A 20,592-nucleotide genomic window follows, 5' to 3' on the forward strand; every position below is an offset into this window, starting at 1 on the left:
CGGGGCTGGCAGAAACGACAAACCCCGGATTTCCCGGGGTTTGTTCGCATCAGGCTGGCCTCAGCCGCGGCTGGTCTCACCGACCGGCAGCACTTGCTTGGTGCGCCAGTGCGGCAGGGAGTTCCAGTAGCGCTCGCCCTTGGCATCGTCGTACATGCCTTCCCAACGGGAGATGACCAGTACCGCCAGGGCGTTGCCGATCACGTTGAGCGCGGTACGCGCCATGTCCATGACGCGGTCGACACCGGCAATGAACGCCAGGCCTTCCAACGGAATGCCCACGCTGCCCAGCGTCGCCAGCAACACCACGAAGGACACGCCCGGCACACCGGCGATGCCCTTGGAGGTGACCATCAGCGTCAGCACCAGCATCAGTTGCTGGCCGACCGACAAATCAATGCCATACAGCTGGGCGATAAAGATCGCCGCGATGCTCTGGTACAGGGTCGAACCATCGAGGTTGAACGAATAACCGGTCGGCACCACGAAGCTGCAGATCGCCTTCGGCGCGCCGTAGGCTTCCATCTTCTCGATCACACGCGGCAGCACGGTTTCCGAACTGGCGGTGGAGTAGGCCAGCACCAGCTCATCCTTGAAGATACGCATCAGCTTGATCACCGAGAAGCCGAACAGGCGTGCGATCAGGCCCAGGACCACAAAGGCGAAGAACAGGATGGCGACGTAAACCAGGATCACCAGCTTGGCCAGTGGCAGCAGGGAAGCGAAGCCGAAGTTGGCGACGGTCACCGCGATCAGCGCGAACACACCGATAGGCGCGTATTTCATGATCATGTGGGTGACTTTGAACATGCTCTCGGACACGCCCTGGAACATCGTCACCAACGGTTCGCGCAGCTCAGGCTTGAGGCTCGACAGGCCCAGGCCGAACAGCACGGAGAAGAAGATGATCGGCAGCATCTCGCCACGCGCGACGGCGGCAAAGATGTTCGACGGGATCAGGTTGAGGATGGTCTGGACGAACGCATGCTCATGCTGCACTTCCGCCGCGGTCGCCTGGTACTTGGAGATGTCCACGGTACCCAGCGTACTCATGTCGATGCCCGCACCGGGGTGGAACACGTTGGCCAGCAACAGGCCGACCACGATGGCGATGGTAGTGACGATTTCGAAGTAAAGGATGGTTTTGACACCGATGCGCCCGAGCTTTTTCGCGTCACCGACACCGGCAATGCCGACGATCAGCGAAGAAATCACAATCGGGATCACGATCATCTTGATCAGGCGGATAAAGATATCGCCCGCTGGCTGCAGCACATTACTGATCCACCAGGCCTTTTCAGCACTGAAATGGTTGAGCACGGCACCGATTGCGATACCCAGCACCAAACCGATGAGGATCTGCCAGGCGAGGCTTAGCTTTGCCTTCTTCATGTCATTACCCTTACTTCAAGTGAACTTAAGGCAAATGCGCCAGCTGCAACGCCCGGAAGCGAAAAAGTGTGTGCATCTGCCTCCGTAGAAGGTCACCGCCGCATGGCCGAAATGGCTTACTGGCAGGCGAAAAAAGGCGCAACTATTCCCATGCAAGGAGGCGACGTCTAATGCCGTAAACGCCTACCCTATGTCGAATCGGCATGGCTTTTTTTAAGAATAACTGTCCGAACGGTCAGTTCAAATGCGACATTTTGCCCGGTGAATATGCCGTGAACCGGTCAAATCAGGCTCGCTCAGAGATTCAGGACAACCTGGGAGCGTTGGCAAAAATGCCCGTACTTTCAGCGGTACATTGACTGAAATGTCCTATGGCGCGGGCAAAATTTTCTCGATAGATGGTCACCCCGACATACCCAGTAATGATTGGGCTCGGGCGAAAAGAAGACTCTCGGCTATGAGCGGCATAAGAGGCGGGGGTGAACGTCATAAGCGCGCCGCAAGTCCAGCAAGCTCGAAAGCGGGTGGACTTGCGGAGCAGCTTTTCACCTGACCCGGCCCTTGCGCAGGCACTCCCTGTCCCCGTAGGTCGCGCCGATCGCGAAGGATCAGAGCAACCCGGCCCCCTGGTCATGCATCACCCTTGGCGAGCGATGCAAACAGAAAGAAGCGCACAGGCTTCTTTCTATGGACGCCAGTCCCGTAGACGACAAATGCATCAGACGGAACCTAGTACCAATTCGGATCTTTCTTAAGCTGCTCCATTAGCAGTTTTTGCATGCCTGCGTCCGGCTTACCGATAAACCGGTAATCGGCGTGCCGGGTCGGGGACTTGTCCGCCGGCAGGCCGGCCGGGACTTCCACCAACATGGCGTAGGCATCTTCCTTGTCGTAACTGAAGGCGACGATCAGGCGCTTGTTTCGGCAGGTGTCTGCGGTTTCGCAGAGCGGCCCGACCAAGTACTTGTCGCCACCTTCTTCGACGGCATTCATTTGCTCGGCGGCGCCGGACAGGTTCATGACCCATTCTGGCAGGCGCTCTTCTTTCTTCACCACGCTTTGCCAGGTTTCACGGTACTGCGGGTCCGCGCCGAGCAATTCGTTGGCGCGGCTCTGGCCGTCGTGAGCGGCCATCGCCAAGCCGCTGCCGCCCAGGAGCAGGACGGCAGCCATGGTTTTGAGGGACAAACGGGTCATATTCAGCCTCGGCCACGACGACCAAAGAAGAACGAAGCGATGAACATCACCAGGAAGACCACAAACAGGATCTTGGCGATACCCGTGGCGGTGCCCGCGATACCACCGAAGCCCAGGACTGCAGCCACAATGGCGATGATCAGAAATGTGATTGCCCAACTCAACATGGTGATTCTCCTTACGCTTTTATAGGGGGTGACAGCGGTACTGCCGTGCAATCGCTCAACTCAAGCGACCTTTTATTGCCTAGAACACCCAACGTTCCTGGGATGGCAGTTCATTCAGGGCAGACGCCTGGTCAACCATCCGCAGTTGGGGAACGGTTACATCGGCAGAAACGCTGCCAACGGAACGGCTATCAATGGAACGAAAGTGGGTCTGGGTCATCGCCGGGCGTTCGAAATGCGGGGTTTGCTGCTGACTCTGCTGCCAATGCTGCAGCTGCTGGCCGCCAATCAACGTGACCATCAAGGCCAGGCTGGCGAACAGGCCTTGTTGCAAGCGCAGTGGCGATACATGCAGTGAGCTGAGGCTTGGGCGAGTCATGCTGCTTTCTCCCGCATTTTGATTATTCGTTAGGAGAGCTATTGCAGAGCGCATGCCAGTTTTTTTACAAAATAATATTCAACTAAATCAATCAGTTAGATATATGCGACCGGAGCAAAGCCCAGCATCCTGCACGATGGCCGCCTGGGCACCGTGCGAAATGCACGATCGCCAGCGGTCGGATCGACGGATAGAAAACCCATCGCGCGTTGCCGAAGTGGCAAGAAGGCATGAAAACGCCATTGGGCGCAGGCTTTGTAGGAATGCAGGCAGATAGCTGCACGACGTTGCGTTTTATCGATCAGAATGAACCATGCAACTTGCCCGATTATTCCGGGACTAAACACCATCATTCATATTAAGGAGCGCGGGACAGATGGAATCAGCCAAGGAACTTCAAGGCCGCATTCTTTTGGTGGACGACGAATCCGCAATCCTTCGTACCTTCCGTTATTGCCTGGAAGATGAGGGCTACACCGTAGCCACCGCCAACAGCGCCGCCCAGGCCGATGCCTTGATGCAACGCCAGGTGTTCGACCTGTGCTTCCTCGACCTGCGCCTGGGCGAGGACAACGGCCTGGATGTGTTGGCGCAGATGCGTATCCAGGCGCCGTGGATGCGCGTGGTGATTGTGACCGCGCATTCCGCCGTCGACACCGCCGTGGATGCCATCCAGGCCGGCGCGGCTGATTATCTGGTCAAACCGTGCAGCCCCGACCAACTGCGCCTGGCCACCGCCAAACAGCTGGAAGTGCGCCAGCTCTCCGCGCGCCTGGAAGCACTGGAAGGCGAGGTGCGCCAACCGAAAGACGGTCTCGACTCCCACAGCCCGGCGATGATGGCGGTGCTGGAAACTGCGCGCCAAGTGGCCGGGACTGACGCCAACATCCTCATCCTCGGCGAGTCCGGCACCGGTAAAGGCGAGCTGGCGCGGGCCATTCATGGCTGGAGCAAGCGCTCGAAGAAATCCTGCGTCACCATCAACTGCCCGTCGCTGACGGCGGAGCTGATGGAAAGCGAACTGTTCGGCCATAGCCGCGGAGCCTTTACCGGCGCCAGCGAAAGCACCTTGGGCCGGGTCAACCAGGCGGATGGCGGCACGCTGTTTCTCGACGAGATCGGCGACTTTCCCCTCACTTTGCAACCCAAGTTGCTGCGTTTTATCCAGGATAAGGAATACGAGCGCGTGGGCGACCCGGTCACCCGGCGCGCCGATGTACGCATCCTCGCGGCCACCAACCTGAATCTCGAAGACATGGTGCGCGACGGCCGCTTCCGCGAAGACTTGCTGTACCGCCTCAACGTCATCACCTTGCACCTGCCGCCGTTGCGCGAACGCAGCGAAGACATCCTGGCCTTGGCCGACCGCTTCCTCGCCCGCTTCGTCAAGGAATACGCGCGCCCGGCGCGGGGCTTCAGCGATGAGGCACGCGAAGCGCTGCTCAACTACCGCTGGCCGGGCAATATCCGTGAGCTGCGCAACGTGGTGGAGCGCGCGAGCATTATCTGCCCGCAGGAAAAAGTCGAAATCAGCCACCTCGGGATGGCCGAACAGCCGACCAACAATGCCCCCCGTATCGGTGCAGCGTTGAGCCTGGACGAGCTGGAAAAAGCGCATATCGGCGCGGTACTTGCCACCAGCGACACCCTGGATCAGGCGGCCCGCACCCTGGGCATCGACGCGTCGACGCTGTACCGCAAACGCAAACAGTACAACCTGTGAGCGGCACCCTATGAAGTTAGCGATGACATTGCGCACTCGGTTATTCCTGAGTATCTCAGCGCTGATCACCGTCGCCCTGCTGGGGTTGATCCTGGGCCTGGTCAGCGTGATGCAGATGGCCAAGACCCAGGAGTCGTCGATCCGCAGCAACTTCATCACCCTCGACCTGGGACTCAAACTGCGCCAGAGCCTGGGCGATCAGTTGATGATGATGCTCGAACAGCGCCCCAATCCCGAGGCGCTGCAAGCGTCCGAACAGCGTTACTTCGAGCTGCTCGACCAAGGCATTGCGCATGAACAGCGCGACGGGAACAGCAGCGGTTTCAGCCGGGCCCGGGCCGACTATCAGCGCTTCCTGGCGGCTTTTGACGAGTCTCAACAAGCGTCCCCACCGCCCGGCAGCAAAGAGAAAATCACCGAAACCTTCAATGTCCTGCGCAACGGCCTGATCGCCGAGCACAAGCAGGCCTTGGAAAACATCAGCGCCAGCGAACATAAATCCCGCGAGCGCGCCTTGTTGATCGCTGGGCTGCTGGGGTTAGTTGGCCTCGCGGTGTTGATCATCGGTTTTGTTACCGCCCATGGCATCGCCCGACGGTTTGGCGGGCCGATCGAAGCACTGGCCAAGGCCGCCGACAAGATCGGGCAAGGCGATTTTGAAGTGACCCTGCCCATTTCTTCGGCAGCGGAAATGAACCAGCTGACCCGACGCTTCGGCATCATGGCCGAAGCCTTGCGCCAGCATCAGGCAACCAATATCGATGAGCTGCTCGCCGGCCAGCAGCGCCTGCAAGCGGTGCTCGACAGTATCGACGACGGCCTGTTGATGATTGACCGGCAAGGCCGCCTGGAGCACCTCAACCCAGTGGCACAGCGCCAGTTGGGCTGGGACGAGGAACGTCTCGGCCAGGGCCTGGGCGAGGCGCTGGGTCGCCCGGAAATGGACGATCAGCTGCAACTGGTGTTGCGTGGCGGCAGCCTGGAGCGCGCGCCGGACGACCTGGAAGTGGAAGTCGAGGGCGAACTGCGCCTGCTGACCTACAGCCTGACGCCGGTGAGCCACACCCAGGGGCATATCCTCGGTGCCGTGATGGTGCTGCATGACGTCACCGAACAGCGCGCCTTTGAACGGGTACGCAGCGAGTTCGTGTTGCGCGCCTCCCACGAACTGCGCACGCCGGTGACCGGTATGCACATGGCCTTCGGCTTGTTCCGCGAACGCGCGAAGTTTCCCGCGGAGTCCCGTGAAGCGGACCTGCTGGATACGGTCAATGAAGAAATGCAGCGCCTGATGCAGTTGATCAATGACCTGCTCAACTTTTCGCGCTACCAGAACGGCATGCAAAAACTCACCCTGGCCCCGTGCGATGTCACCGACCTGCTGGAGCATGCACGGGCGCGCTTTGCCGAGCCGGCGAATGCACAACACATCGAACTGCTGGTAGAAGCCCAGCCCGACCTGCCTCGGCTGTATGCCGACCAGGCGCAACTGGAACGCGTGCTCGACAACCTGTTGGGTAACGCCCTGCGCCATACCGCCGAGGGCGGGCAGATCCGTCTGCAGGCACGACGCCATGGCGAGCGGGTGATCATCAGCGTCGAGGACAACGGCGAAGGTATCGCCTATGGCCAACAAGGGCGCATCTTCGAACCCTTCGTGCAGGTGGGCCGCAAGAAAGGCGGCGCCGGCCTGGGGCTGGCGCTGTGCAAGGAGATCGTGCAACTGCACGGCGGCCGCATGGGCGTGTATTCGCGGCCGGGGCAGGGCACGCAGTTCTACATGGCGTTGCCGCTGTAGCAATTAACGCCGGTCGAGGGCACGCAGGATCGCGGCACTCTCGGCATCCGGCGTGCCATCGAACAGCGCAGGGCGGAAGTGCATCTGGAACGCGGCGAGCACATGGCGCGTGGCGACGTCCAGCTCACCGGTCTGCGGCGTCTGGTAGCCCAGGTGCGCCAACGCTTCCTGGAACCAGGTGATGCTCGGCAGGTCCGTGGCGTACTGCGCCTGGAAGCGTGCCACTGCCTGCGCATCGGGCCAGACGCCCAAGCCTTTCTCGGCCAGGCGCTTCCATGGGAACAACGGCCCCGGGTCCAGCTTGCGCAGCGGCGCGATATCGCTGTGACCGATGATGTTTCTGGGGTCGATGCCGTTGCGCGTGCTGATGTCCTTGAGCAACACCTCCAGGGATTTCACCTGCGCTTCGGAATACGGGTACCACACGCGGCCCGTCGGCGTGTCGCGGAACCCCGGGTTGACGATCTCGATCCCGATGGAGCTGGAGTTCAGCCAGGTGCGGCCCATCCACTCGCTTTCCCCGGCATGCCAGGCGCGCTGGCTTTCATCCACCAGCTTGTAGATGGTGCCCGAAGCGTCGTCGCCGATCAGGTAATGGCTGCTGACCTGACCATGGGTCAGCAGCGCCAGGGAGCGTTCGAGGTTGGTCGAGGTGTAATGGACGACCACGAACTGCACGCGGTTGTCATGGTTGACCGAAGGGTGGCTGGTATCCAGGCGCGGGCCGCTGGCGCAGCCGCTGAGCAGGAGGAACACAAAGGCGAAGTACACGGATTTCATGGCGGATAACGTTACGCTGAAGACGATAATGCAACAGTGTAACGTACCGTTTGTGGCCCGAACGTCAAATTACAAAATGGAACATCTTTTAGGCCGCCTGCACCCGGTTACGTCCCGCTGCCTTGGCCCGGTACAACGCCTCGTCGGCGCGCTTGAGCGCCAGGTCGCTGCGCTCGCCGGGCTGGAACTGCGCCACGCCCATCGACACCGTGATCGTCACCGGCTCGCCCTTGAAGTGGAACGGGCAGACTTCAATCGCCGCGCGCAGCACTTCGCCAGCGCTCAGGGCATTCGCCAGGGGTGAGTCGGGCATCAGCAACACAAACTCTTCGCCGCCGAAGCGCGCAATGAAGTCGCCGGGGCGCAGGCGCTTGCGCAGCACGCTGGCGATGATTTTCAGCACTTTGTCGCCGGCCAGGTGCCCGTAACCGTCGTTGATACGCTTGAAGTGATCGAGGTCCAGCATCGCCAGCGACAGGCTGTTGCCGCGCTGATGCCAGAGGTTGACCTCATGGTCCAGGCGCTCGCTCCACGCGGCACGGTTGGGCAAGCCGGTAAGCGAATCGACCAGCGCTTTCTGGCGCTGCACTTCGAGGTGATCGCGGTAACCCTGGGCCTCCTGCTCCATATTGGCGACGCGTTCGGCGAGCCCTTTCAAGCGCTCCGCCACTTCCTGCTCGCGCAGGTCACGCTGCTGCTGGTGCTGGTCCATGGTGCCGAGCAGGCCTTCAAGGTGGCTTTCCAATACCTGCTTGAGGCTGTCCAGGTCGGCGGCGCCCTGCACACTGCTTTGCAGGCCGTCGACCTGTTCGCGGATTTGCGTGTCCAGCTCACGGGCGGCCGAGCGACTGTCGGCATAGCCTTCGCTGGCCGTCTGCAGATGGCCCTGGAACGCTTCGAGGCGTTCGTTGAGCTGCTTGAGGTAGGCCTCGAACTCATGCTGGCCGCTGTCGGTGATCGCCAGCATCAGCGTGGCCAGGTCATCGAGGATCGGCAGCAGTTCGTACCAGTTCAAACCATGGGCCAGGCGCTCGCGCATGGCTTCGGCCTGCGGCCGGTGGCGCTCGGGCAGGGACAGGTCTTCCAGCAGGCCAAGCAAGGTGTCTTCAATGTGTTTGGCCACGGAGCTGTAGGACGGCTCCGGCGAATCGGGCAGGGCGTAGATTGCGTCCGCCAGCAGCTCGTCCGGGTCCGGCGCGTCCAGCACCGGCGGCAGTGACAGGCTGCCGATGACGGTTTGTTGCGGTGCATCGACCTGAACCGGCGGTGGTTCGATAAGCGCGGCGAGTGCGCTTTCGGCGCCAGGTTCTGGCGCCGCTGCTGGAAGCGCGGCAGGCGCCGCCACTTCGACGGGCCGGGCGATCGGCACGGGCTGGGGCGCGGCTTCGGGGGCGACGACCGGGCTCACGACCTCGGCCGCCTTGGCCGCCTTGGCCGCTGCCACCGGTTCCGGCGGTTCCGGCGGCGGCGGGGCCGAGCCTTGCGGCAACGGCGCGAACGCCCGCAGGGCCTGGGCCAACTCGTCGGACTGGGGCGGCGGTGCCGCCTCGGCGGCGGGTTCGGGCACCGGCCTGGCGGCGGCGGCGGGCGCAGAAGGCGCAGAAGGCGGCGGCGCGGGGTCGCCGGTCGGCGCCTCACTCACAACTTCCTTGGCGCCAAACAGACGTTGCAGCAGGCCGGGACCGGGGCGTGGGGTTTCGCCGTCCGGTTCCAGGTTATTCAACGCCTGCCCTTGGAGGTTGCTCAACTCACTGAGCAACAGCGGGATCTCGCGCGCCTGGCCCACGCGGCTATCCAGCTGCTTGGCGAAGGTTTTCAACGGGCGGGCCACCTCGCGGGGCAGCGGCAGTTTCTGCAACTGCGCAACCAGGGCCGTGAGCGCGCTGCTCATCTGGTCAATCCGGGTTTCGCGACGCTGCTCCGAATCCAGTACGGCTTTTTCCAGGCGCGGCAGCAATGCGGCGAGGGCGGCATCCATGTCGTCGCTGCGCACCACGTCGCGCATTTCCTTCATGCATTGATCGACCGCGCGGTCGGTGCCTTCAGCGGCCAACGTACTGCGCACCAAGCCTCGGCGCAGCAGGTCGAGGCGGGCGGCCCAGCGGCGTTCGAGTTTGTCTTGTTGATCGATGCTTTTAAGGTATTTCTCTTTCCAGCGCTGGGCTTCGTCGCTCATGCAAGGGGTCCGCGAGGGCCGGGGCTCAACGCGGGCAATGCATCCACCGTGAGCGAACCCGGCAGACGAATCTCTACCGCGACCGGCAGGTGATCGGAGATGGGCTGCGCCAGCACCTGCACACTTTCAAGCGTGAGGGTCGGACTGAGCAGGATGTGGTCAAGACAGCGTTGCGGGCGCCAACTGGGGAACGTGGCTTCGACTTGCGGCGCCAGCAACCCAAGGTCACGCAACGGGGAATTCTGCAGCAGGTCGGTGGCATGGGTGTTCATGTCACCCATCAACACCTGATGCTTGTAGCCGCCAATCAACTCACGCACGTAGGCCAACTGCAGGTTGCGGGTACGTCCCCCGAGCGCCAGGTGCATCATCACCACCACCAGGGCTTCCGGACCTTGGCCAAAACGCACGAGGATCGCGCCACGACCCTTGGGGCCCGGCAATGGGTGATCTTCGATGGCCGATGGCTTCAGGCGGCTGAGCACGCCGTTGCTGTGCTGCGCCAGACGCCCGAGGTTGCGATTGAGTTGCTGATACCAGTAGGGAAATGCACCCAACTGGGCCAGGTGTTCCACCTGGTTGATGTAGCCGGAGCGAATGCTGCCGCCGTCGGCTTCCTGCAGGGCGACTAGGTCGAAGTCGCCCAACAGGTCGCCGATCTTCTGCAGGTTGCCGGCCCGCCCGTTGTGGGGCAGCAAGTGCTGCCAGCCACGGGTGAGGTAGTGCCGGTACTTCTCGGTACTGATACCCACCTGGATATTGAAGCTGAGCAGCCGCAGGCGGCTGTCCGCCGGCAAGCCCGTGGATTCCAGGTGAGCTTCGTTGACCTGCGGGTCATGCAGACCGACAACGCGTTCGGTACCCCAGCGACGCATGGCAGGCCCCTTACTTGGCGGCGCGTTCTTTGGCGATCAACTGGTCGGCCACATTGAGGGTCGCTTCAGGACCGCCGGTGGTGCCCAGGTCGAAACGGTACTTGCCGTTGACGATCATGGTCGGAACGCCTTGCACGCCATAAGCCACGGCGAGTTTCTTGGCGGCTTCGATCTGGCCCTTGATGGCGAAGGAATTGAAGGTGGCCAGGAACTTGTCCTTGTCGACACCTTGGGTCGCGACGAAGTCAGCCATGTCCTCAGGCTTGGTCAGGCGCTTGCCTTGTTTCTGGATCGCCTCGAAGACAGCGTTGTGAACCTTGTGCTCGACACCCATGGCTTCCAGGGTCAGGAACAGTTGGCCGTGGGCATCCCATGGGCCGCCGAACATGGCAGGGATGCGTTTGAAGTTCACGTCCTTGGGCAGTTTCTCAACCCATGGGTTGATGGTTGGCTCGAAGGCGTAGCAATGCGGGCAGCCGTACCAGAACAGCTCCACCACTTCGATCTTGCCCGGCACCGAAACCGGCACGGGGTTGGCCAATTCCACGTAGGTTTTACCGGCTTCAAGCGGCACGTCGGCGGCTTGTGCGGTCATGCCGAAGAGGCTGGCGGTGACGAGAGCGGCGCTGAGGATCAGATTACGCATGCTTTACTCCTGGACAAATAAAGTCGCCTCACGCGACCTTTGTTGTGACAGGTCTGCGCGGGCATGAGTTCGTTAGTGTAACGGCACCGGCCACAAAAAAGGGCGGCCGAGGCCACCCTTTTTATGCTTGCATCAACGGATTAATCGAGCGTTAACGCAGCCCTCGATCAGTGCAGCCCCTGAATGTATTGGGAAACCGCTTCGATGTCCTTGTTGCTCAGCTTGGCGGCAATGCTCTGCATGATTTTGGTATCGCCGTCGTTGGTGCGATTGCCTTCACGGAAGTCCGTCAGTTGCTTGGCGACGTACTGCGCATGCTGGCCACCCACATGCGGGAAGCCCGCAGCGGCGTTGCCCACGCCGTTAGGCGAGTGGCAACCGATGCAGGAAGGCATGCCTTTGTCGAGGTTGCCGCCACGGAACAGTTCTTCGCCACGGGCCACTTGCTTCGGATCAGCAGCTCCCACACTGCCTTTCTGGCTGGAAAAATAGGCCGCGATATCGGCCAGGTCCTGATCGCTGAGGTTGGTCAGCAAGCCGGTCATTTCCAGGACCGTGCGCTTGCCGTCCTTGATGTCGTGCATCTGCTTGGTCAGGTAACGCTCACCCTGGCCGGCCAGTTTAGGGAAGTTCGGCGCCGGGCTATTACCATCCGGTCCATGGCAAGCACCACACACGGCGGCTTTCGCCTGACCCGCAGCAGCGTCGCCTGCAGCATGGGCAACACCGGTGATGCCCAAGGTCAACAGCAGACTCACGATCAGTTTGTTCATCAGCTAATCCAACTACGGCTAAGGGTTTAAGAGTTATCTAACCGGGTTTACTCACCATCCACTCAATGATGGCCTGGTAATCCTCGGTACTGCAGTCCATGCACAAACCACGCGGCGGCATTGCCTTGAAACCCTGGGTCACGTGTTGCACCAGCGTGTCCATGCCTTGCGCCAGTCTGGGCGCCCAGGCTGCCTGGTCACCCCGCTTCGGGGCGTTCGGCAGTTGGCCGGCATGGCAAGCCACGCAAACTCGGTTGTACACCGCTTCCGGTTCCTGTGTAGCCTGAGCGCCGTAAAGCGGCATCAAGACACCGACAGCAAGCAACCATCTGGTCATACATCGACCTTTTCAGGGTTTGGGAGCGTTTTGCGTTCTAATGCGCAATAAAGGTCTATCACTCCCGTGAACTTCATCCTTCGCTGGGACAAAGCACACACAAAATCTGCGGCATTATATACTGGCGCTACTGAAACGGAAACGACACCGCTTGCCGCACCCTTTTTCGGCACCGCCCACATCGGAAATCTCATGCAACTCAAGAACCCCATCCTCGGCCTGTGCCAACAGTCCACGTTCATGCTCAGCGCCGCCAAAGTGGACCAATGCCCCGATGACGAGGGCTTTGAAGTCGCCTTTGCCGGCCGTTCCAACGCGGGCAAATCCAGCGCCCTGAACACCTTGACCCATGCCAGCCTGGCGCGCACCTCGAAAACCCCGGGCCGCACGCAGTTGCTCAACTTCTTCAAGCTAGACGATGATCGGCGTCTGGTCGACCTTCCGGGCTACGGTTATGCAAAAGTACCTATCCCGCTGAAGCTGCACTGGCAGCGTCACCTCGAGGCTTACCTGGGTGGCCGGGAGAGTTTGAAGGGTTTGATCCTGATGATGGACATCCGTCATCCAATGACCGACTTCGACCTGCTGATGCTCGACTGGGCAGTCGCCAGCGGCATGCCGATGCATATCCTGCTGACTAAAGCCGACAAACTGACCTATGGCGCCGCCAAGAACACGCTGTTGAAGGTGCAGGCGGAAATCCGCAAAGGTTGGGGTGACACCATCACCATCCAGCTGTTCTCGGCGCCAAAGCGCCTGGGCCTGGAAGAAGCCTACACCGTGCTGGCCGACTGGATGGAATTGGCCGACAAGGGCGCAGAAACCGCGGAGTGACTTTTGCGCAGGCAAAAAAAACCCCGGACTTCGTATGGGGAGGGGAAGTTCGGGGTTCAAGCTCCGGACCGCTAGGGCGGGGTCCAGATATCTGCCAACACTTAACACAACATAGGAGCATTGAAGGGCTTCACCGCCCATTCAGTAACTCTGAGTGGCATTTCATGAGTTAAGTTCCGGCACGTACAAAAAACTATTTGCAATAAGCGACGGCGCTTTCGGATCTAAAGCGTTCTGCCACCACCCTCGGCGGTGGCAGAACCGCGCTATCAGTGCGCTTCGTCCCAGTTATCACCCACGCCCACTTCCACCAGCAGCGGCACATCCAGCGTCGCCGCGTGGCTCATGTGCTGGCGGATCTCGTCACGCACTTGATCGACCAGATCCTCGCGAACCTCCAGCACCAGTTCATCGTGTACCTGCAGGATGACTTTGGCATCCAGGCCCGACGCGGTCAGCCAGTTATCCACCGCCACCATGGCTTTCTTGATGATATCCGCCGCCGTGCCCTGCATCGGCGCGTTGATCGCCGTGCGCTCGGCGCCTTTGCGCAACGCCGGGTTCTTCGCGTTGATGTCCGGCAGGTACAGGCGGCGACCGAAGATCGTCTCGACATAACCCTGCTCGGCCGCCTGGGCGCGGGTGCGCTCCATATAGGCCAGCACGCCCGGATAGCGGGCGAAATAACGGTCGATATAGGCCTGGGACTGTTTACGATCGACACCGATCTGCTTGGCCAGGCCAAACGCGCTCATGCCGTAGATCAGGCCGAAGTTGATCGCCTTGGCGCTGCGACGCTGGTCGGTGGTGACCGCGCCCAGCTCCACGCCAAATACTTCGGCGGCGGTGGCCTTGTGTACGTCCAGATCATTGCGGAAGGCGTGCAGCAAGCCTTCGTCCTTGGCCAGGTGCGCCATGATCCGCAGCTCGATCTGCGAGTAGTCCGCCGCCAGCAGCTTGTAGCCTTTTGGCGCGACGAACGCCTGACGAATCCGCCGGCCTTCAGCGGTGCGGATCGGAATGTTCTGCAGGTTCGGATCACTCGACGACAAACGCCCGGTGGCCGCCACCGCCTGGTGATACGACGTGTGGATGCGCCCGGTGCGCGGGTTGATCTGCTCAGGCAAGCGGTCGGTGTAGGTGCTTTTCAGCTTGCTCATGGAGCGGTACTGCATCAGCACCTTGGGCAGCGGGAAATCCTGCTCGGCCAGTTCGGCAAGCACCGCTTCGGCGGTCGACGCCTGGCCCTTGGCGGTCTTGTTGAGAACCGGGTGGCCGAGTTTTTCGTAGAGGATCGCGCCCAATTGCTTGGGCGAGCCGAGGTTGAATTCCTCACCGGCGATGGCAAATGCCTCACGCTCCAGTTCGACCATCTTCTCGCCCAGCTCAACACTCTGCACGCCGAGCAACTTGGCATCCACCAGTGCGCCCTGGCGCTCGATACGCGCCAGTACCGGCACCAGCGGCATCTCGATATCGGTCAGCACGCTGACCAGGCTGGGGATCGCCTGGAGTTTTTCGAACAAGGTCTGGTGCAGGCGCAGGGTGACGTCGGCATCTTCAGCCGCGTAAGGGCCGGCCTGATCGAGGGAGATCTGGTCAAAGGTCAGCTGTTTGGCGCCTTTACCCGCAATATCCTGGAAGCTCACCGTGGTGTGACCCAGGTATTTCTGAGCCAGGCTGTCCATGTCATGCCGCGTGGCGGTGGAGTCGAGGACGTAGGATTCGAGCATGGTGTCGTAGGCAATGCCCTGCACCGTGATGCCACAATTCTGATCGCCACCGATGGCACAGTTGGCCAGGATATTCATATCGAACTTGGCGTGCTGGCCCACCTTGAGCTTGCTCGGGTCTTCGAGGATCGGCTTGAGCGCGCGCAGCACCGTGTCGCGGTCCAGCTGCTCCGGCACGCCCATGTAGGAATGGGTCAGCGGGATGTAGGCCGCTTCGTAGGGCTGCACCGCGAACGACAACCCAACCAGCTGCGCTTGCTGTGCATCGATGCCGGTGGTCTCGGTGTCGAAGGCAAACAGCTTGGCCTCGCCGAGCTTCTTCAGCCACACATCGAAACGCGCCTGATCGAGGATGGTCTCGTACTTGAGCTCGGTGTTGACGACCGGCGCATTCTCGGCGACCGGAGCCGCCACCTCCAAGCCGGTGCGCTTGGCGTCGCGCTGCACTTCCTCGAACCAGCTTTTGAACTCCAGGAGGGTGTACAGCTCCAGGAGTTTTTCGCGATCCGGCTCGATCAGGTGCAGATCATCCAGGCCCACGTCCAGCGGCACGTCGATCTTGATCGTCGCCAGCTGATAGGAAAGGAAGGCCATGTCCTTATGCTCTTGCAGCTTGGCCGGCAGGGTCTTGGCCCCACGGATAGGCAGGCTCGGCACAATATCCAGATTTTCATACAGCTCTTTCAGGCCGCCATTGACGCCCACCAGCAAGCCGGAAGCGGTCTTCGGACCAATGCCCGGAACGCCAGGAATGTTGTCGGACGAATCGCCCATCAACGCCAGATAGTCGATAATCTGCTCCGGAGCGACGCCAAATTTCTCCTTTACGCCCTCCACATCCATGGCGCTACCGGTCATGGTGTTGACCAGGGTAATGTGCCCGTCCACCAGCTGTGCCATGTCTTTGTCGCCGGTCGAGATCACCACCGGGCGGTCCGCGGCTGCGCTGCTGCGGGCCAGGGTGCCGATCACGTCATCGGCTTCGACGCCTTCGACGCACAACAGCGGGAAACCCAGGGCGATCACGCTCTGGTGCAGGGGCTCGATCTGCAGGCGCATGTCGTCGGGCATGCTTGGGCGGTTGGCCTTGTATTCGGCGTACATTTCGTCGCGAAAGGTCCCACCCTTGGCGTCGAACACGACCGCGAACGGGCTGTCCGGGTACTGCTTGCGCAGGCTCTTGAGCATGTTCAACACGCCCTTGACCGCACCGGTCGGCAGGCCTTTGGAAGTGGTCAGCGGTGGCAGCGCGTGGAAGGCGCGGTACAGATATGAAGAACCGTCCACCAGGACGAGGGGGGCTTGGCTCATGAGCAGGATCAACCTTTTCGGCGGGTCAGGCGCTAGAATAGCCGGACCACAGACAACAAAGGGACAAGGTTATCATGCGCTCATTCAATCGCCTGCTGTTGACCGGCTTGTTTGCATTCGCTCCGATGGTTGCCATGGCGGCCGACAGTGCGCCTTCGGGTGATCCGGAAGTTACCATTCGCACAGAGGGCGACAGAACCATTCAGGAGTACCGTCAAAACGGTTTCCTGTATGCAATCAAGATAACGAAGAAAGGTTTCCCACCGTATTTCCTGGTGCGCGCGGACGGAACCGATGCGAATTTCATCCGCTCTGACCAACCGGATATGCTGATCCCGTCATGGAAGATCTTCGAATGGAAATGATTTCTTAACTTCAATTGGCGCCGCACACCGCGGCGCCCGTACTGGCAGTTTTAACCATGTCTGTGTTCACCCCCCTGGCTCGGACCGAGCTGGAAACCTTTCTTGCCCCTTACGGGCTCGGCCGCCTGCTTGATTTCCAGGGGATCGCCGCGGGTAGCGAAAACACCAATTTCTTCATCAGCCTGGAACAGGGTGAGTTCGTCCTGACCCTGGTCGAGCGCGGCCCGGTGCAGGAAATGCCGTTCTTCATCGAACTGCTCGACGTGCTCCACGACGCCGACTTGCCGGTGCCTTACGCCCTGCGCACCACCGACGGCGTGGCCCTGCGCGAATTGGCCGGCAAACCGGCGCTGCTGCAACCGCGCCTGGCCGGCAAGCACATCAAGGACGCCAATGCCCAGCACTGCGCCCAGGTCGGCGACCTGCTTGGCCATCTGCACCTGGCGACCCAGGGCGACAAGGTGCTGGAGCGCAAGACCGATCGCGGGCTGGACTGGATGCTCAGCGAAGGCGCGCAGTTGATTTCGCACCTGGACGCAGCGCCGCAACGCCTGCTGCGCGACGCGCTGGATGAGATCGAGGCCCACAAGGCGCAGATCCTCGCCCTGCCGCGCGCGAATATTCACGCAGATCTGTTTCGCGACAACGCGATGTTCGAAGGCACGCACCTGACGGGCTTGATCGACTTTTACAACGCCTGCTCGGGCCCGATGCTGTACGACGTGGCGATCGCCCTGAATGACTGGTGCTCGGACGCCGACGGCGTACTCGACGGCCAGCGCGCCCGCGCACTGCTCGGGGCTTATGCGGGGTTGCGCCCGTTTACCGCGAAAGAAGCCGAGTTGTGGCCGACGATGTTGCGCGTGGCGTGCGTGCGGTTCTGGTTGTCACGCCTGATCGCGGCGGAGTCGTTTGCCGGGCAGGATGTGTTGATTCATGACCCGGCGGAGTTCGAGCATCGGCTGGCGCAGCGCCAGCAGGTCGCGATCCAGCTGCCGTTCGCGCTCTAAAATGCGGGAGGGAGCTTCTTGCTCCCTCCTACAGACGTTATGCCTGGGCTTTCAGAGCGACTCCAGGCAGCCCGCCAAGTCATTGCCCAGCTTGTCCAGCACCTGTTCGTAACCTTGAGCGGAAGCCGGGGTATACCCGCCCAACGCATCCAGCTCCGCCAATTTCACCGGCAAACCGGCCACCAGCGTTTCCGCCAGGCGCGGACGCAGCGGCGGCTCACTGAACACGCAGGTCTTGCCGACTTCCTGCAAACGTGTACGCATCGCCGCCACATGCTGGGCACCGGGCTGCACTTCGGCGGCCACGCTGAACACACCGGCGTGCTTGAGGCCGTAGGCCTCTTCGAAATAATCAAAGGCTTCGTGGAACACAAAGTAAGGCTTGTCGTGGATGCCGGCCATCCGCGCTTTCAAGCGCGCGTCCAACGCATCCAGTCGGCTCACGAACGCTTTCACGTTGAGCTGGTAACGCTCGGCATTGGCCGGGTCCGCGGCGCTGAGGTCGGCGCCCATGCGTGCGGCAATCACCCGGGCGTTGAGCGTCGACAACCACAGATGTGCATCCAAAGTGCCTGGGCGATGATCGTGGTCATGTTCGTCGGCATCGTCGGCGTGGGAATGGCTATCTTCGGCGAAACGACGGAGTTTCATGCCCGGAAGATCCTGCACGGCCACCGTCGGCAGGCTGCGCCCCTTGAGGACGCGGGGCAGGAAGCCTTCCATGTCCGGGCCGATCCAGTACAGCAAGTCCACCGACTGCACGCGCCGCACGTCGGATGGGCGCAACGCATAGTTATGCGGCGAGGCCCCCGGCGGCAACAACACCTCGGGAACCGCCACGCCGTCCTGCACCGCCGCGGCAATCAACTGCAGCGGCTTGATGCTGGTCAGCACCTTGACCTCCGCCTGAGCGGCACCCGCGGTGAGCAAACTGGCGACAAATACGACAAAAACGGGAAAAAGTCGGGACACGATGACCACTCAATGGCGTAGGAACGGGTAACATAATAACGTCTCTATCAAATATCTGTCGCCGCTCATGCCTATAACACCGCTTGCCAGCCGTCCCCACGACCACTCTCACTGCGTGCACACCGCGCTGTCGGAGGCCGACACCCTCTGCGCACGGCAGGGTCTGCGCCTGACCGCCCTGCGTCGGCGCGTGCTGGAACTGGTCTGGCAGAGCCACAAGCCGCTGGGCGCCTACGACATCCTCGGCGTGCTCAGCGAGCAGGACGGTCGCCGCGCCGCGCCGCCCACGGTGTACCGCGCGCTGGATTTCCTGCTGGACAACGGCCTGGTACACCGCATCGCGTCACTCAACGCCTTCGTCGGCTGCAACCACCCGGAACACGCGCACCAGGGTCAGTTCCTGATCTGTCGCAAGTGCCACGCCGCCATTGAGCTTGAGCAAAGCAGCATCAGCGACGCCATCATCCAGAGCGCCGCCGACGTCGGCTTCAAGGTGGAAGGGCAAACCGTCGAAGTCGTCGGGCTCTGCGCCGGTTGCCAGGGGGCTTGATGAGCAACGCGTTAATCCGCCTGGAGCAGGTCGGGGTCACGTTCGCTGGGCAAAACGTGCTGGATAACATCGCGCTGAGCGTCGAACCGGGGCAGATCGTCACGCTGATCGGCCCCAATGGCGCCGGCAAGACCACCCTGGTGCGCGCCGTACTCGGCCTGCTCAAGCCCGACACCGGCAGTGTGTGGCGCAAGCCCAAGCTGCGTGTCGGTTATATGCCGCAAAAACTCTTCGTGGACCCGACGCTGCCCTTGTCGGTGCTGCGCTTCCTGCGCCTGGTGCCGGGCGTGGACCGCGCCCGCGCGCAAGCCGCGCTCAAGGAGGTCGGTGCCGAACAGGTCATCGACAGCCCGGTGCAAAGCATCTCCGGCGGTGAAATGCAGCGCGTGTTACTGGCCCGCGCCCTGTTGCGCGAGCCGGAGCTGCTGGTGCTCGACGAACCGGTGCAGGGCGTCGACGTCGCCGGCCAGGCCGAGTTGTACAGCTTGATCACCCGCCTGCGCGACCGCCTTGGCTGCGGCGTGCTGATGGTCTCCCACGACCTGCACCTGGTGATGAGCACCACCGACCAAGTGGTGTGCCTCAACCGCCACGTGTGCTGCTCCGGCCATCCGGAGCAAGTCAGCGGCGATCCGGCGTTCGTCGAGCTGTTCGGCAAGAACGCGCAGAGCCTGGCGATTTATCACCACCATCACGACCACGCCCATGACCTGCATGGCGCCGTGGTCGACGATCCCGCCACACCCCACACTCACGTTCATGGAGATAGCTGCAAGCATGGCTGATTTTCTGCTCTACGCCCTGCTGGCAGGCTTGGCTCTGGCGCTGGTGGCGGGCCCGCTGGGCTCGTTCGTGGTCTGGCGGCGCATGGCCTATTTCGGCGACACCTTGTCCCACGCCGCATTGCTGGGCGTGGCCATGGGTTTTCTGCTGGATGTGAGCCCGGCCATCGCCGTGACCGTCGGCTGCCTGCTGCTGGCGGTGCTGCTGGTGACCCTGCAACAGCGCCAGCCGCTGGCCTCCGACACGTTGCTGGGCATCCTGGCGCCCAGCACCCTGTCCCTGGGCCTGGTGGTGCTGAGCTTCATGCATGAAGTACGCATCGACCTGATGGCTTACCTGTTCGGCGACCTGCTGGCGATCAGCCCCACGGACCTTGCGTGGATTCTCGGCGGCAGCGCAGCCGTGCTGGTGCTGCTGGTGACGCTGTGGCGCCCGCTGCTGGCAATCACCGTGCATGAAGAACTGGCCACGGTGGAAGGCTTGCCCGTGCCCGCGCTGCGCATGACCTTGATGTTGTTGATCGCCGTGGTGATCGCTGTCGCGATGAAGATTGTCGGCGTATTGTTGATTACGTCACTGCTGATCATTCCCGCAGCCGCCGCCCAGCGCCACGCCCGCTCGCCGGAACAGATGGCGATCGGCGCCAGCGTACTGGGGATGCTGGCAGTGTGTGGGGGCCTGGCGCTGTCCTGGTTCACGGACACGCCGGCAGGGCCGTCGATTGTGGTCACGGCGGCCGCCCTGTTTCTGCTGAGTTTTGTCCTGCCCCGTCGAGGGGTGTAGACTTGCTC

General features: G+C 61.8%; 20 protein-coding genes. 8 read left to right on the plus strand and 12 right to left on the minus strand.

The genetic code is table 11. From position 1 onward, the window contains the following. Window positions 1-60: 60 nt before the first annotated feature. The 4 genes from gltP to INT12_RS19960 form a co-directional block, all read right to left on the minus strand. Window positions 61-1,392, minus strand: a complete 1,332-nt coding sequence (gene gltP / locus INT12_RS19945) for a glutamate/aspartate:proton symporter GltP (protein WP_017849038.1) — start codon at window positions 1,390-1,392, stop codon at window positions 61-63. Between the two features lie 729 nt (window positions 1,393-2,121). Further along, window positions 2,122-2,589 carry an inhibitor of vertebrate lysozyme family protein gene (locus tag INT12_RS19950; RefSeq protein ID WP_046381532.1) on the minus strand — a complete coding sequence of 156 codons (468 nt, stop codon included), beginning with the start codon at window positions 2,587-2,589 and terminating at the stop codon, window positions 2,122-2,124. A 2-nt stretch (window positions 2,590-2,591) separates the two neighbouring features. Next, window positions 2,592-2,756: a DUF1328 domain-containing protein gene (locus INT12_RS19955; RefSeq protein ID WP_003170804.1), complete on the minus strand. Its 165-nt coding sequence runs from the start codon at window positions 2,754-2,756 to the stop codon at window positions 2,592-2,594. A 79-nt stretch (window positions 2,757-2,835) separates the two neighbouring features. After that, the gene (locus tag INT12_RS19960) at window positions 2,836-3,135 is read right to left on the minus strand and encodes a hypothetical protein (RefSeq protein ID WP_017849036.1); all 300 of its coding nucleotides are present in this window, start codon (window positions 3,133-3,135) and stop codon (window positions 2,836-2,838) included. Between the two features lie 376 nt (window positions 3,136-3,511). Between INT12_RS19960 and algB the strand changes: the two genes are divergently transcribed. Both algB and INT12_RS19970 read left to right on the plus strand, forming a co-directional pair. Beyond that, window positions 3,512-4,858: a sigma-54-dependent response regulator transcription factor AlgB gene (gene algB / locus INT12_RS19965; protein WP_017849035.1), complete on the plus strand. Its 1,347-nt coding sequence runs from the start codon at window positions 3,512-3,514 to the stop codon at window positions 4,856-4,858. A 10-nt stretch (window positions 4,859-4,868) separates the two neighbouring features. Continuing rightward, window positions 4,869-6,656 (plus strand): KinB sensor domain-containing domain, encoded by a 1,788-nt coding sequence (locus tag INT12_RS19970; RefSeq protein WP_102618542.1) that lies wholly within the window; start codon window positions 4,869-4,871, stop codon window positions 6,654-6,656. A gap of 3 nt (window positions 6,657-6,659) precedes the next feature. Here INT12_RS19970 and INT12_RS19975 read toward each other — a convergent pair whose 3' ends face one another. The 6 genes from INT12_RS19975 to INT12_RS20000 all read right to left on the minus strand — a co-directional run bounded on the left by INT12_RS19975 (window position 6,660) and on the right by INT12_RS20000 (window position 12,243). Continuing rightward, window positions 6,660-7,436 (minus strand): N-acetylmuramoyl-L-alanine amidase, encoded by a 777-nt coding sequence (locus INT12_RS19975; protein WP_017849033.1) that lies wholly within the window; start codon window positions 7,434-7,436, stop codon window positions 6,660-6,662. 88 nt (window positions 7,437-7,524) lie between these two features. After that, on the minus strand, window positions 7,525-9,612 hold the full coding sequence (locus tag INT12_RS19980; RefSeq protein WP_193039642.1) for a GGDEF domain-containing protein: 2,088 nt from the start codon (window positions 9,610-9,612) through the stop codon (window positions 7,525-7,527). Continuing rightward, window positions 9,609-10,487 carry an endonuclease/exonuclease/phosphatase family protein gene (locus INT12_RS19985; RefSeq protein WP_017849031.1) on the minus strand — a complete coding sequence of 293 codons (879 nt, stop codon included), beginning with the start codon at window positions 10,485-10,487 and terminating at the stop codon, window positions 9,609-9,611. Before INT12_RS19985 ends, INT12_RS19980 begins: the two co-directional genes overlap by 4 nt. A gap of 10 nt (window positions 10,488-10,497) precedes the next feature. Next, window positions 10,498-11,133, minus strand: coding sequence for a thiol:disulfide interchange protein DsbA (gene dsbA, locus INT12_RS19990; protein ID WP_017849030.1), 636 nt, complete (start codon window positions 11,131-11,133; stop codon window positions 10,498-10,500). Window positions 11,134-11,300: 167 nt separating this feature from the next. Continuing rightward, entirely contained in the window at window positions 11,301-11,906 is a 606-nt protein-coding gene (locus INT12_RS19995; RefSeq protein ID WP_017849029.1) for a c-type cytochrome, read from the minus strand. Between the two features lie 37 nt (window positions 11,907-11,943). Further along, a complete protein-coding gene (locus INT12_RS20000) occupies window positions 11,944-12,243 on the minus strand; it encodes a c-type cytochrome (RefSeq protein ID WP_017849028.1) in 300 nt (99 codons plus the stop codon). A 192-nt stretch (window positions 12,244-12,435) separates the two neighbouring features. Here INT12_RS20000 and yihA point away from each other — a divergent pair, with 192 nt between their 5' ends. Next, complete coding sequence (gene yihA, locus INT12_RS20005) at window positions 12,436-13,077, plus strand: ribosome biogenesis GTP-binding protein YihA/YsxC (protein ID WP_017849027.1); 642 nt, start codon at window positions 12,436-12,438, stop codon at window positions 13,075-13,077. Between the two features lie 269 nt (window positions 13,078-13,346). On the opposite strand, the gene polA is transcribed toward yihA, so the two are convergent. After that, window positions 13,347-16,121, minus strand: coding sequence for a DNA polymerase I (gene polA, locus INT12_RS20010; protein ID WP_193039643.1), 2,775 nt, complete (start codon window positions 16,119-16,121; stop codon window positions 13,347-13,349). A gap of 74 nt (window positions 16,122-16,195) precedes the next feature. Here polA and INT12_RS20015 point away from each other — a divergent pair, with 74 nt between their 5' ends. Both INT12_RS20015 and INT12_RS20020 read left to right on the plus strand, forming a co-directional pair. Then, window positions 16,196-16,486 (plus strand): DUF2782 domain-containing protein, encoded by a 291-nt coding sequence (locus INT12_RS20015; protein WP_017849025.1) that lies wholly within the window; start codon window positions 16,196-16,198, stop codon window positions 16,484-16,486. Between the two features lie 56 nt (window positions 16,487-16,542). Next, complete coding sequence (locus INT12_RS20020) at window positions 16,543-17,496, plus strand: homoserine kinase (protein WP_046484367.1); 954 nt, start codon at window positions 16,543-16,545, stop codon at window positions 17,494-17,496. A gap of 51 nt (window positions 17,497-17,547) precedes the next feature. Here the strand turns inward: INT12_RS20020 and INT12_RS20025 are convergent, their stop codons facing one another. Beyond that, window positions 17,548-18,477, minus strand: coding sequence for a zinc ABC transporter substrate-binding protein (locus INT12_RS20025; protein WP_017849023.1), 930 nt, complete (start codon window positions 18,475-18,477; stop codon window positions 17,548-17,550). A gap of 58 nt (window positions 18,478-18,535) precedes the next feature. Between INT12_RS20025 and zur the strand changes: the two genes are divergently transcribed. The 3 genes from zur to znuB are packed head-to-tail and all read left to right on the plus strand — an operon-like array spanning window position 18,536 to window position 20,584. Next, window positions 18,536-19,018: a zinc uptake transcriptional repressor Zur gene (gene zur / locus INT12_RS20030; RefSeq protein ID WP_026140288.1), complete on the plus strand. Its 483-nt coding sequence runs from the start codon at window positions 18,536-18,538 to the stop codon at window positions 19,016-19,018. Beyond that, window positions 19,018-19,803: a zinc ABC transporter ATP-binding protein ZnuC gene (gene znuC / locus INT12_RS20035; protein ID WP_017849021.1), complete on the plus strand. Its 786-nt coding sequence runs from the start codon at window positions 19,018-19,020 to the stop codon at window positions 19,801-19,803. Before zur ends, znuC begins: the two co-directional genes overlap by 1 nt. Beyond that, the gene (gene znuB, locus INT12_RS20040) at window positions 19,796-20,584 is read left to right on the plus strand and encodes a zinc ABC transporter permease subunit ZnuB (protein ID WP_193058981.1); all 789 of its coding nucleotides are present in this window, start codon (window positions 19,796-19,798) and stop codon (window positions 20,582-20,584) included. The genes znuC and znuB overlap by 8 nt, the downstream gene beginning before the upstream one ends. The last annotated feature ends 8 nt before the right edge of the window (window positions 20,585-20,592 follow it).

The organism is Pseudomonas sp. K8 (genome assembly GCF_014889455.1).
Taxonomy (GTDB): Bacteria; Pseudomonadota; Gammaproteobacteria; order Pseudomonadales; family Pseudomonadaceae; genus Aquipseudomonas; species Aquipseudomonas veronii.